Source organism: Micromonospora sp. WMMD1155 (assembly GCF_029581275.1).
Lineage (GTDB): Bacteria > Actinomycetota > Actinomycetes > Mycobacteriales > Micromonosporaceae > Micromonospora.
Map to the genome: position 1 here is coordinate 2,782,078 of NZ_CP120742.1, position 14,235 is coordinate 2,796,312.

Annotated in this window: 14 protein-coding genes; 3 read left to right on the top strand and 11 right to left on the bottom strand. The window is 71.6% G+C overall.

Annotated features, from left to right (window positions below):
* Positions 1-59: 59 nt before the first annotated feature.
* From O7617_RS12605 to O7617_RS12630, 6 genes are all read right to left on the bottom strand, one after another.
* Positions 60-2,132 carry a carboxypeptidase-like regulatory domain-containing protein gene (locus O7617_RS12605; protein WP_282263675.1) on the bottom strand — a complete coding sequence of 691 codons (2,073 nt, stop codon included), beginning with the start codon at positions 2,130-2,132 and terminating at the stop codon, positions 60-62.
* Between the two features lie 164 nt (positions 2,133-2,296).
* Positions 2,297-2,959: a DUF5701 family protein gene (locus O7617_RS12610; protein WP_282263676.1), complete on the bottom strand. Its 663-nt coding sequence runs from the start codon at positions 2,957-2,959 to the stop codon at positions 2,297-2,299.
* Between the two features lie 65 nt (positions 2,960-3,024).
* A complete protein-coding gene (locus O7617_RS12615) occupies positions 3,025-3,786 on the bottom strand; it encodes a LytTR family DNA-binding domain-containing protein (protein ID WP_282264719.1) in 762 nt (253 codons plus the stop codon).
* A gap of 23 nt (positions 3,787-3,809) precedes the next feature.
* On the bottom strand, positions 3,810-5,036 hold the full coding sequence (locus tag O7617_RS12620; RefSeq protein WP_282263677.1) for a histidine kinase: 1,227 nt from the start codon (positions 5,034-5,036) through the stop codon (positions 3,810-3,812).
* A 39-nt stretch (positions 5,037-5,075) separates the two neighbouring features.
* Entirely contained in the window at positions 5,076-6,647 is a 1,572-nt protein-coding gene (locus tag O7617_RS12625; RefSeq protein WP_282264720.1) for a sugar transferase, read from the bottom strand.
* A 264-nt stretch (positions 6,648-6,911) separates the two neighbouring features.
* Positions 6,912-7,772, bottom strand: a complete 861-nt coding sequence (locus tag O7617_RS12630) for a DNA-formamidopyrimidine glycosylase family protein (protein WP_282263679.1) — start codon at positions 7,770-7,772, stop codon at positions 6,912-6,914.
* Positions 7,773-7,796: 24 nt separating this feature from the next.
* Between O7617_RS12630 and O7617_RS12635 the strand changes: the two genes are divergently transcribed.
* Positions 7,797-9,110 (top strand): glycosyltransferase family 4 protein, encoded by a 1,314-nt coding sequence (locus tag O7617_RS12635; RefSeq protein WP_282263681.1) that lies wholly within the window; start codon positions 7,797-7,799, stop codon positions 9,108-9,110.
* Positions 9,111-9,286: 176 nt separating this feature from the next.
* Here the strand turns inward: O7617_RS12635 and O7617_RS12640 are convergent, their stop codons facing one another.
* The 5 genes from O7617_RS12640 to O7617_RS12660 all read right to left on the bottom strand — a co-directional run bounded on the left by O7617_RS12640 (position 9,287) and on the right by O7617_RS12660 (position 13,119).
* Entirely contained in the window at positions 9,287-10,009 is a 723-nt protein-coding gene (locus O7617_RS12640; protein WP_282263683.1) for a CDP-alcohol phosphatidyltransferase family protein, read from the bottom strand.
* On the bottom strand, positions 9,984-11,051 hold the full coding sequence (locus tag O7617_RS12645) for an iron-containing alcohol dehydrogenase family protein (protein WP_282263684.1): 1,068 nt from the start codon (positions 11,049-11,051) through the stop codon (positions 9,984-9,986). The genes O7617_RS12640 and O7617_RS12645 overlap by 26 nt, the downstream gene beginning before the upstream one ends.
* A complete protein-coding gene (locus O7617_RS12650; protein WP_282264721.1) occupies positions 11,039-11,770 on the bottom strand; it encodes a phosphocholine cytidylyltransferase family protein in 732 nt (243 codons plus the stop codon). The genes O7617_RS12645 and O7617_RS12650 overlap by 13 nt, the downstream gene beginning before the upstream one ends.
* Positions 11,771-11,902: 132 nt before the next feature.
* The gene (locus O7617_RS12655; RefSeq protein ID WP_282263685.1) at positions 11,903-12,670 is read right to left on the bottom strand and encodes a hypothetical protein; all 768 of its coding nucleotides are present in this window, start codon (positions 12,668-12,670) and stop codon (positions 11,903-11,905) included.
* Positions 12,667-13,119 (bottom strand): NUDIX domain-containing protein, encoded by a 453-nt coding sequence (locus O7617_RS12660; protein ID WP_282263686.1) that lies wholly within the window; start codon positions 13,117-13,119, stop codon positions 12,667-12,669. The genes O7617_RS12655 and O7617_RS12660 overlap by 4 nt, the downstream gene beginning before the upstream one ends.
* Before the next feature lie 109 nt (positions 13,120-13,228).
* Between O7617_RS12660 and O7617_RS12665 the strand changes: the two genes are divergently transcribed.
* Both O7617_RS12665 and O7617_RS12670 read left to right on the top strand, forming a co-directional pair.
* Positions 13,229-13,621, top strand: coding sequence for a CBS domain-containing protein (locus O7617_RS12665; protein WP_145778434.1), 393 nt, complete (start codon positions 13,229-13,231; stop codon positions 13,619-13,621).
* A gap of 83 nt (positions 13,622-13,704) precedes the next feature.
* Entirely contained in the window at positions 13,705-14,163 is a 459-nt protein-coding gene (locus tag O7617_RS12670; RefSeq protein ID WP_282263688.1) for an ester cyclase, read from the top strand.
* Positions 14,164-14,235: the final 72 nt, after the last annotated feature.

Consider the following 14,235-nt stretch of genomic DNA (forward strand, 5'->3'; position numbering starts at 1 on the left):
TTCCTCGGACACGAAACGGGGCCGGTGGCACACCGCCACCGGCCCCGCCACGTGAGACGTCAGCCGGTCGCGAGGACCAGACCGACGGACATGCTGCCGCTGGCCGGGACGGTGAACCGCTCCAGCTTGCGGGTGCCGTCCGGTTGGGTGACCAGGTAGCGGCCGTCGAAGTACTCGTCGCCGAGCGACACGTTGTAGGTGAAGAAGATCCGCTGCGGGCCCTTGAGGTGCATGCTGAACTGCCCCTCGCTGATCCAGCCACTGCCCGCGATGTCACCGGTGTCGACGCTGCGGGCGATGACGAACCCACTGTCGAACGCCGTGCCGTCCGGTGTGCGGAAGGTGCCGGTCAGCTCGGTGCCCTGGTCGAGTTGGGCGTTGTAGGTCGCTGTCGCACCGGCGGTCACCGTCACCGGAGCGGCGGTGTACCGGCTGGTCTTGTCGCCGGACCACTCGCTGGCGTACTGATAGCCGCCGACCACCACCGGCCAGGCGTACGGGCCCACCCCTTTGAGGGTGTAAACGCCGTTCTCGTCAGTGGTGGCGTCCTCGGCACCGACCCCGGGGTGGGCGGTCAGGATCGACACACCGACGTTCGGCATCGGCTGCCCCGACGGGTCGGTGATCGTGCCGGTGATCGTGCCGGCCCGATCCAACTTCACCTGCGGCGCGGTGGCGACCTGACCAGCGGTCGCCGTGACGACTGCGGCCTCCCGCTCGTCGCCACTGCCACCGTCGGCACCCACCCACTGGCGGCCGTGGGTGTCGTTGCGCGGCACCGCGAGGAGCTTGTAGTCGCCGGCGGTGAGCGGCCCGACCTGGATCCGGCCGTAGTGGTCGCTGCAGTCGCCGTAGCCGTCGCGGAGCGAAGCCTGCTTGGGCAGGAACGCATCCAGGCAGATGTTCGGCACGGGCGACCCGCTCTGCCGGTCGACGATGGTGGCGCTGATGACCGCGGCGGGCTTCAGCTTCACTGTGAGCTTGGTGTCGCTGTTCGCCTTGACCCGCACCCCGGTCACCTCGCGGTTGAAGTGAAGCTCGTCCGGTGCGTCCACGTAGATGGTGTGGCGGCCCTGCGGCAGGTCGGTGACGGTCGCGGTGCCGGTGCCGTTGCTGCAGACCGACTGGGCGCAGAAGTCGGCGATCGGGGCGCCGGTGACCGAGTCGACGGCGGACACGGTGACCGTGCCGGTGCCGAGCAGGCTGTCCCTGATGGACGTCGTCTGCCCGCCCCGGACCTCGACGACGTCGGCCTCCTCGCGGGTCAGCTTGCCGCGGTAGTACTGCTGCCGTTCGCCGGCGCTCAGGCCGACCTTGTACGCACCCTGAAGGACCTGGACGGAGAACTCACCGTTCGCGTCGGTCTGCGCCCACGCTCCGCCGTAGGAGTCGGCGGCGCTGACGTCGACCGAGGCGTCGGTGAGCGGCGCGCCGGCGGCGGTGGTGAACCGCCCGGCCAGCACACCCGTCGGCAGGACGGTGTCGTTGACAGCGGTCGTCTCGTCCGCCTTCACCTGGAAGACGTCGGCGCTCTCCTCGTCCAGCTTCCCGGGCACGTACTGCTCCTGGTAGGAGCCCTCGATCGGCCGCATGCTCACGACGTAGCCACCGGGTTTGACGGCGATCGTGAACCGGCCCTGGTCGTCGGTGCGGCCCCAGGCCCGGGCACCCGTGTCGACCTCGCGGGCGTCCACGCTGAGGTCCACGACCGGGTCCCCGGCGGTGTCGACGAGGCGACCGGCGATGGTGCCGATCTCGAAGAGCTGCTCGTCGACCCGGGTGGTGCCGCCCTCGGTGACGGTCACCGGGTCCGCGTCGAAGGGGCTGACCTTCTGGTGGTGGTACTGCTCGGGCCGATCCCACGAGAAGTAGCCGACCAGGTAGGAGCCGGCCCGCAGCCCGCCGAGGCTGTAGTTGCCGTCGGAGTCCGTGTCGGTGGAGCTGACGTACGCGTAGCTGTCGCTCCGGTAGAGCTGCACCTGGACCGCTGCGGCGGGGGTGCCGGTGTTGGTGGTGACTCGTCCACTGACGACGCCCGTTGGCGCGGCCTGAGCCGGAGTGGCCCCGGGCAGCACGAGTGCCGCCACGACGGCACCGGCCAGCAGGCCGCGGCGGCCTGGGATTAGCTGCATCGATGTCCCAACGTGATGGTGGTGGGGCGACCGAGCAGACTCCGCCTGCCCCGATCCGGGCGCCCCGTACGCGAATCGGTGTCAGGAGAATAGGTCACGGGTGATGACGGCGGGGTGCCCGGTCGGTCGGATCCGCACGACCGGGCATTTCCCCTCGTAGATGCTCAGTCCAGGCCGACGCGCTCCGGACGGGCCGAGGCGGAGCCGAGCCAGGTGTGCGGGTTGCCGTACCAGCACCAGCCCAGCTTCGGTGCTCCCTGGCTGATCCAGAGCGCCGGCACCCGCTTGTCACCGCACCGGGACCCGACGAGCGAGAAGCACCTGTTGCTGGCCAGCGCCGCCGGGTGCAGCGTGACGAAGGCCAGCCCTTCGTCGATGGTGAGCGGCAGCCGACCCTGGGCGGTGATCTGCTCCATGGCGGTGGCCGGGGCCAGGTTGCGGAACTCCTCGCCCCGGTCGACGTCGAAGAGCAGGTACGCGGGCCCGGCCGGCACCTCCAACTCCTTGATCGGGTCGAAGCGCGGCAGGTCGTCCTCGGCGTAGTTGCGGTCGACGACACCGGGCTTGCGCTTGCCGGCCAGCGTGGCGAGCCCCAGGCGTTCCGGTACTCCGACCAGGTCCCGGGTGATGACCAGCAGGAAGGGCACTCGCGCGTCGGTGGGGGCGGGCAGCCCGGCGGTGCCGTCGGCCGCCCTGGCCCGCAGTGGCGCGACCAGGTCCCGGAAGGCGGTCTCGGACAGCCCGGCCAGGGCCGGGTAGCCCAGTCGCACCAGGTGGTCGACTTGGCGATCGAACTCGGTCTCGGCGTCGAACGGGGTCACGGTCACGGCGGCCTCCCGGAAGTCGTACGGACTAGCGTACAACGTACGGTAGGCGTCTTTGCATTCCCGATTCAGCGATTCCAGTCCTGCTTCGCGGCCCTGACCAGCTTGTCCTTCAGCTCCCGGGTATGCCGACGGCTCACCGGCAGCTCGGTCGAGTCGATCACCACGACATAGCCGGAGTTGACCAACCGCAGCTCCGCGATCAACTTCAACTGCACGAGGTACGACCGGTGCACCCGGACGAAACCTGCATCGGCCCAGCGCTCCGCCAACGTGGCGAGCGAGACCCGCACCAGGTGCGACCCGTCCGCGGTGTGCAACCGGGCGTAGTCCCCCTGCGCCTCCACCCAGCGCACCGCCGAACGCGGCAGCATCCGCGTGGTGCCGGCCAACTCGATCGGGATCGTCGGGTCCTCCTCGGCGCGGGCCAGCGCCGCCGGGTGCGACGGCACCACCCGCGACCCGATCACCCGACGCAGGGACTCGGCCAACCGATCCGCGCGAACCGGCTTCCGCACGTAGTCGGTGGCACCCAGGTCGAAGGCGTCCACCGCACCGTCGTCGTACGCGGTGACGAACACGATCGCCGGCGGCCGGGCGAAGCGGCGCAGCACCCGGGCCAGCTCCATCCCGTCCAGCCCTGGCATCCGGATGTCCAGGAAGACCACGTCGACGTCACCGTCCCGCAGCAGCCGCAGCGCCTCGGTCGCGTCACCGGCGGTGAGCAGCCGGGCCACGCGGGGGTCGGCCCGAAGGTGGTACGCCAATTCGTCGAGCGCGGGCGGCTCGTCGTCCACCGCCAGCACCCGGAGGAAGCCGGACGTGTTCACCGCGGCCGTCCCGGTCCGCTCGCTCACGACCCGGCCCGTACACCCGGGTGGAACTTCGGCACCCGCATGCTCACCTTCGTGCCCGAGCCCAGCCCGGTCTCCACGACCAGGCCGAACCGGTCGCCGAAGACCGACCGCAGCCGCTCGTCGACGTTGGAGAGGCCGACGTGCCGGCCCGTGTCGTCGCCCGGGTCGCCGGTGCCGCGGGCCAGCTCGGCGATGCCGGCGGTCAGCGTGGTCGGGTCCATTCCCACTCCGTCGTCCTCCACCGTGATGTGGCACTCGGCACCCGCGTCCCGGGCCTCGATGCTCACCATGCCCGTGCCCGGCTTGCGGGACAACCCGTGGCGGACCGCGTTCTCCACCAGAGGTTGCAGGCACAGGAACGGCAGGGTCACCGGCAGCACCTCCGGGGCGATCTGCAACCGCACCTGCAACCGGTCGCCGAACCGGGCCCGCTCGATGGTCAGGTAACGGTCGATGGAGCGCAACTCCTCGGCCAGGGTGGTGAACTCGCCGTGCGCCCGGAACGAGTAGCGGGTGAACTCGGCGAACTCCAGGATCAGCTCCCGCGCCCGCTCCGGGTCGGTGCGGACGAACGAGCCGATCGCGGTCAGCGCGTTGTAGATGAAGTGCGGGCTGATCTGCGCCCGCAACGCGCGGATCTCGGCGCGGGCCAGCCGTTCCCGGGACGAGTCCAGCTCCGCCAGGGCCAGCTGGTTGCCGGCCCAGTGCGCCGTCTCGAGAGTGGCCTGCACCAGCCCCGGTGGTGGTGGGCTGTCGGCGACGGCCACCAACGCGCCGACCACCCGACCGTCCGCCCCCCGCAACGGCGCGACCATCGCCCCACGGATCGGGCAGTCCACCCGGTCGCAGTGCAACTCCTGCTCACCGAGCACCGTCGAGCGGCCGGTGTCGACCGTCCGCTGGGCCGCCGCGAGCAACTGCTCGCCGTGGTGCGTGCCGCGCCCGTCGAGGGCCAGCAGCCGGTCGGTGTCGGTGATCGCGAGCCCGACCGCGCCCACCAGGGCCCGCAGATGACGTACGGCCTTCGCGGCGCCCGACTCGCTCAGCCCCGCCCGCAGCGGTTCGGCGGCCAGGCCGGCGGTGTGCAGCACCTCGTAGGTGGCCCGCTGGGTGGCGGTGGCGATCCCACGGCGGGCGCGCAACCGCAGCACCGCCAACAGGGCGGCGGTCAGCGCGGTGACGAGCGACACGACGCCGACCACGGCGGAGAGGTTGGCACCCACGCAGCGATCCTTGCCCCTGCGAGCCGACCCGCCAACCCCCTAGTAGGCGCCCTTGCGGGCGAGCACCACCCCGACTGTGCGCCACAGGATGCTCAGGTCGTACGCCAGCGACCAGTTGTCGACGTAGTAGAGGTCCAGTCGGACCGACTCGTCCCAGGACAGGTCGGAGCGGCCGGACACCTGCCACAACCCGGTCATGCCGGGGCGGACCAGCAGGCGGCGGCGTACGTCGCCCAGGAAGTCGCCGTCGTCGGCCGGCAACGGGCGGGGCCCGACCAGCGACATCTCACCCCAGAGCACGTTGATCAGCTGCGGCAGCTCGTCCAGCGACGAGGCCCGCAGGAAGCCACCGACCGGGAAGACCCGGGGGTCCTGCTTCATCTTGAACAACATGCCGTCGGTCTCGTTGCGGTCGACGAGGCTGGCCAGCCGATCCTCGGCGTCGACGTACATGGTCCGGAACTTCCACACCCGGAACGTGCGTCCCTCGTGCCCCACCCGGGGCTGGCGGAAGAACACCGGCCCCCGGTCCGAGATCTTGATCGCCACGGCGATCGCCACGAAGAGCGGGATCAGCAGCAGCAGACCGAGACCGGCGGCGACCCGGTCCATCAGGTTCTTGGCCAGCAGCGCGGGACCGGAGAGGGTCGGCTCCTCGACGTGCAGCAGCGGCAGGCCCTCGATCGGCCGGATGTGCACCCGGGGCCCGGCGATGTCGGTGAGTTGTGGCGCTACGACCAGGTCGACGCCGGAGCCCTCCAACTGCCAGGCCAGCCGACGCAGCTCGCCCGGCTCGGCACTGGCCGACCCGCAGACGGCGATGGTGTCCCCGCCGACCTCACGGACCAGGGCCAGGACGTCGCGGCCGGCGTACACCGGAACCGGGGTCGGCATCCCCCGGGCCGCCGCGTAGCCGTCGGTGATGTGGATGGCGACCGGCATCAGACCGGCGTTCGGGCTACGGGTGACCGCCGCGTAGACCTCCAGGCACTCCGGGAGGGTGCCGACCAGCACCATCCGGTGCGAGGCCTGGCCGGCCCGACGCCGGATGTAGTGCAGCGCCCAGCGGGCCACGAACCGGCACCAGAGGATCAGCAGCAGCGCCCCGAGTAGCGCAGTGCCGACGGTCCAGCGCGATGGCGCGGTCTTGGTGGAGAAGGCGAGGAAGGAGACGCTGGCCGTCACGGTCACCGCAGCCCTGATTACCCGCTTGAACTCGTCCGGGCCAAGCCCCAGATATCGGCGGTCGTAGGCTCGGTTGCTCCAGAGGATGACTACCCACCCGAGTGGGAGTAACAGGTAGGAAATGGTGTGAAACCAGGTTAGGTCGCGGTGCGAGCCGGAGAAGCCGGAGGGCGCCTGGTCGAAGAGTTGGATCGCGACCCAGCTGGCGAACGCCGCCGCGCCGAAGTCGAGCAGCAGCAGGATCGCGATGTAGGGGCGGTGCCAACGGGAAACCCGGCGTCGAGCCCTGGTCCACGCCGACCGAGGGACGCCGTTGTGTGACGGCGGCGTCGGCGGCTGGATCTCGAAGCTGTCGACGTGCCGCACGAGTCTGCTCCGGCCTTCGTTGGTTACCGGGCGCTGGAGGCTTGCCGTCACCTCACCCATGTCCTCCCGCATGACACGGGCCGCTCACTCGGCGTGAGGGCCCGGGTCGCCCACCGTCCCAGTCTCCCACGCGAGCTCCGACCGGTCGCCGCCCCGAAGGAGATTGGCGACCGATGGTGCCGGCGGGATCTGGCCGGCTCCGCACCATTTCAGAAGCCGGGGACCGGGCCACTATACCGATGGATGCGCGCCTGGCGAGAACGGCGGACCGGAGCTTCCGCTCAGGAAGGCCGATTCCGCTCCGTAGTCGCCGAGTGGAATTACTCACCGTACGAGGCGGGACAACCGTCGGTCAGCGAGGGGTTTGCCGCCGGTCTGGCAGGTCGGGCAGTACTGCAGGCTCGAATCGGCGAACGACACCTCGCGCACCGTGTCCCCGCACACCGGGCAGGGCAGCCCGGTGCGGGCGTGCACCTTCAACCCGGAGCGCTTCTCGCCCTTGAGCTCCGCCGCCCGCTGACCGAGGGACCGCTCGACCGCGTCGCCGAGCACCTGCCGGGTGGCCGCGTGCAGCGTGGCGATCTGGGCATCGGTGAGCCGGTCGGTGATCGCGAACGGGGACAGCTTCGCGGCGTGCAGGATCTCGTCCGAGTACGCGTTACCCACCCCGGACAGCACCGACTGGTCGGTCAGCACCCCCTTGACCTGCCCCCGCCGGCTCCGCAGCCGCTCGGCGAACGTGGGCAGGTCCGCGGCGAGCGCGTCCGGCCCCAGCTTGGCCACCCCGGGCACCGCTGACACGTCGGTGACCAGGTACGCGGCCAGCTTCTTCTGGGTGCCGGCCTCGGTGAGGTCGAAGCCGGAGCCGTCGTCCAGGCGTACGCGCAGCGCGATCGGACCCTTACCGGGACGCAGCGGGGTGGTGGCCGGGAACGCCTCCCGGTAGTGCAGCCAGCCCGCCCGGGCCAGGTGCACCACGAGGTGCAGGTCACCCTCGAAGAGCACGTCGAGGAACTTGCCGTGCCGACTGGAGTCGACCACCGTCCGACCCGCGACCGCGGTCGGTGCCGGTTCGTACGTCTTCAGGGCGCTGATCGCGGCGATCTCCAGCCGGTCGACACGCCGCCCCACCGCGCGCTGCCGCAGGTAACCCGCGAGCGCCTCAACCTCCGGTAGTTCGGGCACCAGCCAACGGTAGCCTTCTTTCCCGTGAGAATCGTGGTGGCGCACAACCGGTACCGGGAAGCTCAGCCCTCCGGCGAGAACACGATCGTCGACTCGGAGATGGCGCAGCTCACCGCTGCCGGCGTCGAGGTGCTGCCCTTCATCCGCAGTTCGGACGAGATCCCGTCGATGTCGAAGGCGGCGAAGGCGCTGCTGCCGATCTCGCCGATCTGGGCGCCACGTGCCCAGCAGGACCTGAGCCGACTGCTCACCGAGCACCGGCCGGACGTCCTGCACCTGCACAACCCGTACCCCCTGATCTCGCCGTGGGTGGTGCGGACCGCGCACCGCCACGGCGTGCCGGTGGTGCAGACGGTGCACAACTACCGGCAGGTCTGCTCCTCGGGGATCTACTTCCGCGACGGCGTGATCTGTCAGGACTGCAAGGGCCGGGCGCTCGGGGTGCCGGCGATCAAGCACCGCTGCTACCGCGATTCGGCCGCGCAGAGCGCCCTGATGGCGACCACCCTGGCCGTGCACCGGGGCACCTGGCGTTCGGTGGACCGGTACGTCGCGCTCACCTCGGCGATCGCCGACCACCTCCGCGACTACGGCATTCCGGACGACCGCATCGTGGTGAAGCCGAACTCCGTTCCCGACCCGGGCCGGCCGACGCCGCTCGGTGACGGGTTCCTCTACATGGCCCGACTCAGCCCGGAGAAGGGCGTCGACCTGCTGTTGGACGCCTGGCGTCGGCACCCGGTGGGCACGCTCGGCACGTTGCGCATCGCCGGGGACGGCGAGTTGCGCCCGCTCGTGGAGTCCGCCGCCGCCGAGCGACCCGACGTGGTCTACCTCGGTCAGCTCGACCGGGCCGGGGTGCGGGCAGCGGTCGAGGCGAGCGCCGTGGTGATCGCCGCCTCCATGTGGCACGACGTGCTGCCGACCGTGATCATCGAGGCGTTGGCCAGCGGTCGGCCGGTGCTCGGCACGGCGCTCGGCGGAATTCCGTACCTGGTCGGGGCCGACGCCCCGCACGAGCCCGCCGGCACCGGCCCGGCCGCCGTCGCCTCCGCCGTCGCCTCGCCGGTCGCGTCGGAGGTCGCCTCGCCGGTCGCTCCCCGGGTGACCGGGGACGGGTCGCCCATGCCGGCCGGGACCGGTCTCGGCGACGCCGGCTGGGTCGTCGCCCCGGAGCCGGCCGCGCTGGCCGCCGCCCTGCCGGTCGCCCGCGCCGGTGCGCCCGCACTGGCCGGGGCCGCCCGCGCCCGCTACGAGCGCACCTTCCACCCGGACGTGGTCACCAAGCAGCTGATCGACATCTACGCGGGCCTGGCCCGTACCCCCACCCGCGCCTGACTCCCGTCCCGCGCGGCGTCGCCCCGCGCCGGGCGGCCGCAAGATCCGCACAACATCGGGGAAGTTGCTGTCTCCGGCGTCCCGGAGGCAGCAACATCGGAGAAGTTGCGCGGATCTTGCGGGCGGCGCGGCGCGGCGTGGCGCGGCGCGGGCGACGCGGGGTGCGCCGGGGTGGGTCAGCGTAGGGAGGCTCGGGCGGAGAAGGCGATGCTCGCCAGCAGGAAGCCACCGTTCACGATCGTGAAGGCGACGATCACCCAGAGGACCAGGGCGGGTGCCACGGCGAGCACCAGGGCGGCCACGAAGACCACCGCGCCGTAGTCACGGACCAGCTTCACCAGGCGGACCGGCAGTGAGGTCGAGGTGACCATGCTGGCCGCGTTCGGGCCGGATTGCATCACCGACGTCACCAGGTTGACCATCCAGGTGCCCGCGAAGGTCGCCACCAGCCAGGTCGGGGTGGACGGCTCCTGCGCGACGGCGGTGGCGGCCAGCGCGGCGACCAGCGCGATCTGCGCGGCCACGTCGCAGAGGATGTCGATGCGGGCGCCCGCGGGGCTGCCCTGGCCGGTCACCCGGGCGAGCTGTCCGTCGGCGCAGTCCAGGGAGTACGCCACCTGCCAGCCGATCAGGGCGAGCAGGCCGACCACCCAGGCCGGTACGTCTCCGTCGGCGACCGGGCCGGCGAGCGCCACCACGGTGACCGAGGTGGCCAGCCCGAGCACCAGGTTGGCGAGGGTCAACGCGGTCGGGCGCAGCCCGAGGCGCTGGGCGATGAGCGCGAAGACGGCGCCCAGCCACTGGCTGATCGACTCGCTGAACAGGCCGCCACCCCGGTTCACCCGGTGGAAGTCGGCGACGGTGGGACGGGGGTCAGCCAAGCTGGTCGCGGATTGCACCGGCGTAGTCTGCCAGCCGGTCCCGCGTCTCGGTAGGCGACAGTGCCAGGTGTTCGAGGATGGTGTACCGGTCCGGGCGGGTACGTGGTGCGAACTGCACCGCCTCGACGAACTGGTCGTCGGTGAGCGCCACCTCGGCGGGGAGCCGGGGCAGACCGTGTCGGGCGAGGCAGGCCGACATCTCCCCGAAGCGCCGCTGATCCCCCCGCAGCCAGGTGCAGAACAGCGCGCCCAGCCCGGCCAGCTCACCGTGTGAGGCGGTGCCGGGGAAGAGCGAGTCGACCGCGTGCATGATCTCGTGGCAGCCTCCGCTGCACGGGCGGCTGGTGCCGTCGACAGCCATCGCCAGGCCGCTGGAGATCAACGCCTCGGCCAGCACGGTGACGAACGCGTCGTCCGTCATGTCGCCCGGGTGGTTGAGCACCGCCTCGGCGCCCGCTCGCGAGAGCGAGGCGGCCAGCCCGTCGACGGGTTCGCCGCGTACCTGGCGGGACAGCTCCCAGTCGGCCAAGGCGCTGATGTTGCTGATCACGTCACCGATGCCGGCCCGGTTGTGCCGGTCCGGGCCGCTCTCCACGAAGTCCAGGTCGACGATCACCGCGATCGGGATGTGCACCCCGTAGGAGCCCTTGATCCCGTCGGTGATCAGGCTGGCCACCGGGGAGGCGATCCCGTCGTTGGCGAGGCTGGTCGCCACCGACACCATCGGCAGTCCTCGGCGGGTGGCCGCGTACTTGGCCACGTCGATGGTCTTGCCGCCGCCGATGCCGACGACCGCGTCGTACGACCGGGCGCGGAGTTTGCCGCCGAGGTCGTCGGCGGCGTCCAGCGTGCCCCCGGCGACGGTGAACACGTCGGCGGTACGCAGTGACGGCCTGATCAACTCCGCGATCTGGGCACCCTGACCTGGGCCGACCACCACCGCGACGTCACCGCCTGAGGAGATCCGCCCGTCGGCGAGGATCGCGGCCAGGTCGGCGACCGCCCCCCGTCGTACGTCGATGTGCAGCGGGGTGAGGACGCTCCGCGCTAGTAGCGGCACGCGATCTCCCGCGCGCGGGCCAGGTCGGCGTGGTTGTCGACCTCGACCCACGGGACGTCGCCGATCGGCGCGGCCCGCACCTCGCCGCCCCGGTCGGCGAACTCCTGGTAGCCGTCCTCGTAGTAGAGGTTCGGGTCCCGTCGCCAGGTCGCCTCCAGCGCGTCGGCGAGGGCGTCGGCGACCTGCGGCTCGATCAGGGTGGCACCGATGTACTCGCCGTACGCCTCGCCCGGGTCCATGATCTTGGTGATCCGGGTGAGCTGGCCGGCCGCGTCGAAGGTGGTCTTCATCTCCTCCTCGGCCAGCGGCTTGAGGGTGTCCACGGCGAGCAGGATGCCCGGCCCGCGCTCGGCGAGCAGGGTCTTCTCCACACTCACCGGGTGCACGGTGTCGCCGTTGACCAGCAGGACCCCGCGCGCGAAGTGCTCCCGAGCCAGCCAGAGAGAGTAGGCGTTGTTCCACTCCTCGGCCTTGTCGTTGTGCACCAGGGTGATCGTGACCCCGTACTTCTTCTCCAGGTCCGCCTGACGGGAGACGACCGCGTCCGCCGCGTAGCCGACCACGATCACGATGTCGGTGAGCCCGACCTCGGCGAGGTTGCCCAGCGCGATGTCCAGGATCGTGGTCTCGCCGTCCACCGGCACCAACGCCTTCGGCAGGGTGTCGGTGTACGGACGCAGCCGGCGTCCCGCTCCGGCCGCGAGCACCATTCCGATCATCGCGACATCCTCCCTCGTCCTGCTGCCCGTCATCGGTGGAGGATAGCGCCGGTCGGTCGGCCCGCTCTGGTCAACCGGGCAGCCCGGTGCCGCGGCCCACCCGCCGAGCCGGGCAGGGTCGGGGGAGCCGGGTCAGCCGGGTAGCGCCGCCAGGTCGGCGAGCAGGGTCAGTCGCTCCTCCGCGCCGAGGGCGGCGTACGGGCCGGCGGCCCGCCGGTTGGTCTCCAGCTCGATGGCGGTCCGCTCGGGCCCGGGCGGCAGCGCGGCGACGCTGGCCGCGGTGTGCCCGGCGGCGGCCCAGGCGGCGGCGTGCGCGTCGGCCCGGTGGTAGCGCAGCGTGCCGAGCCGGTTGAGCAGCAGTACGCCCGACGGGGTGCCGTCCGGCTCGTACGGGGGCGCCATCGCGGTGAAGGCGGAGCCTCCGGCGTCACCCTCCTCGTCGACGAGCACCAGGGCGTAGGACAGCAGCCGACCGAGCGCTGCCACCATCCGGGACACCCGCTCGTCGTGTCCGGCCCACAGTTCCTCGGTGACGTCGGCGTGCACCTGGTACAGCTCGGCGAGGAAGGCGGCTCCGCGTTCACTGGCCGAGAGCGTGCCGTCGGTGCCGCGGTGGAGCATCCCGTACGCCACCTGTTTGTCCAGTGCGCGGCGGCAGGCGACCGGGTCCTGGTACCGGGTGACCGCCGCGAACCCCGGGCCGTCGACCTTCCCGCCGGGTGCGGCCAGTCGGGTACGCAGGTCGACCAGGAATCCGGTCGCCGCGATCCCGCCGTACTTCTGGGCCAGGACCGCGCCGCCGCCGTCGCGGCCGGCCAGCATGCCGGCCCGGAAGACCCGGTCCGCGGCCGGGGCGAGCAGCCCGGCGATCCGGTGCGGGGCCAGCTCGACGGTGTTCACAGACCTGTCGAGCGCAGAGCGGCGAAACCCTCGTCCGCGATCCGCCGGATCAGTCCGTCGTTGACGTCGCGGTGCTCGTCCAGCACGGAAAGCTCGTGTTCGGCGAGCCAGCGGTACTCGGTGTGCTTGCCGGCCTCCAGCCTCGGGTGGTCGAGGTCGCCGTCGACGCGGACCAGGAAGTCGTACTCGATCCGGGTCAGTCCGTCGTCGCCCACGTAGGTGTACTCGCCCACCTGGACGAGGACGTGGGAGAGGGACCAGCCGGTCTCCTCGGTGATCTCCCGGCGGAGTGCCGTGTCGATGTCCTCGCCGGGTTCCAGGTGGCCGCCGACGACGTCCCAGCAGTTGGGGAAGAGGCGTCGGTGGGGTGAGCGTCGCTGGAAGAAGATGCGGCCGTCGTCGTCGACGATCAGCGCGCCGGCGCAGCGCAGGGGCTCGGTGGACACCATCCGACAGTAGCGAGCGTTCGTGTCGTGCCAAGGCGCGGCCTTGTCCCGGAAACATCCACCGACGACCATGTTCCTACCGGATGCCACCGTCCCAAGGGAGTGATGAGTGATGCAGGTACGGGATGCCATGTCCAGCCAGGTCCTCGTCGTCGGGCCGGAGCACACGCTCCGCCAGGCGGCCCGGATGATGTCGGCCCGTGGTGTCGGGTCGGCGGTCGTGATCGACCCGGATTCCGAGGGGGTCGGGATCATGACGGAACGCGATGTGTTGAAGGCGGTCGGCGCGGGCCTGGACTGTGATGTGGAACGCACCGGTGCACACCTGACCTGGGACGTGGTCTACGCCGGGCCGGAGTGGACGGTGGCCGAGGCGGCTGCGGCGATGGCCCGGGGCGGCTTCCGGCACCTGGTGGTGCTGGACGGCCGGGAGGTGGCCGGGGTGATCTCGGTACGGGACATCATGCGGGTGTGGGCGGAGAGCCAGGCGGTCGCCACGACCTGACTCGGCCAGGTGTGCCCGGTCGAATCGATGGGTAAGCATCCCCTGCGGGCGCGGAGGTGCCGTCACCCGCAGGGGAGGGCCCGATGCGTGACGCGGAGCGCCTGGTCGAGCAGCAGTACGCGATGCTCCTGCGTCGGGACGTGGCCCGTCTACCGGATCTCTACGCCCCGGAGGCGTTCTACTCCATGCCGGGTGTGACGGTCCGACCGATCGAGCTGCCCGCGCTCCTGCGCACCTGGACGGGCGCCTTCCCGGACCTGCGGGTCGAGCCGTTGGGCGCGGTCCGCACCGGCGCTGGCGCGGCCGTCGAGCTGCGCCTGACCGGCACCCACACCGGCACGCTGCACTCGCCGTACGGCACCGTCGCGCCGACCGGCCGGACGGTGAGCTGGGAGGTCGCCGACGTGGTCCGGGTCCGCACGGGACGGATCACGGCCTGGCGTTCCTACTTCGACTGGAGTCGACTCCTCGACGCGCTCGGCGTGCAGATGGAGGGCCTTTCCCGGGCCGCGCACCACGACGCGCTCGCCCTTCCGGTCTGAGTTGCCGCCGACCGGTGGAGTCGGGTCACCCGTCCCGGTGGCTCAGGATGCGGACATCGCCGTGCCGTCGGC

Bases quoted from the DNA above. Each gene is read 5' to 3' on its own strand.
- O7617_RS12605 (WP_282263675.1), bottom strand. From the start codon at position 2,132: ATGCAGCTAATCCCAGGCCGCCGCGGCCTGCTGGCCGGTGCCGTCGTG.
- O7617_RS12625 (WP_282264720.1), bottom strand. From the start codon at position 6,647: ATGGGTGAGGTGACGGCAAGCCTCCAGCGCCCGGTAACCAACGAAGGC.
- O7617_RS12650 (WP_282264721.1), bottom strand. From the start codon at position 11,770: ATGATCGGAATGGTGCTCGCGGCCGGAGCGGGACGCCGGCTGCGTCCG.
- O7617_RS12660 (WP_282263686.1), bottom strand. From the start codon at position 13,119: ATGGTGTCCACCGAGCCCCTGCGCTGCGCCGGCGCGCTGATCGTCGAC.
- O7617_RS12665 (WP_145778434.1), top strand. From the start codon at position 13,229: ATGCAGGTACGGGATGCCATGTCCAGCCAGGTCCTCGTCGTCGGGCCG.
- O7617_RS12670 (WP_282263688.1), top strand. From the start codon at position 13,705: ATGCGTGACGCGGAGCGCCTGGTCGAGCAGCAGTACGCGATGCTCCTG.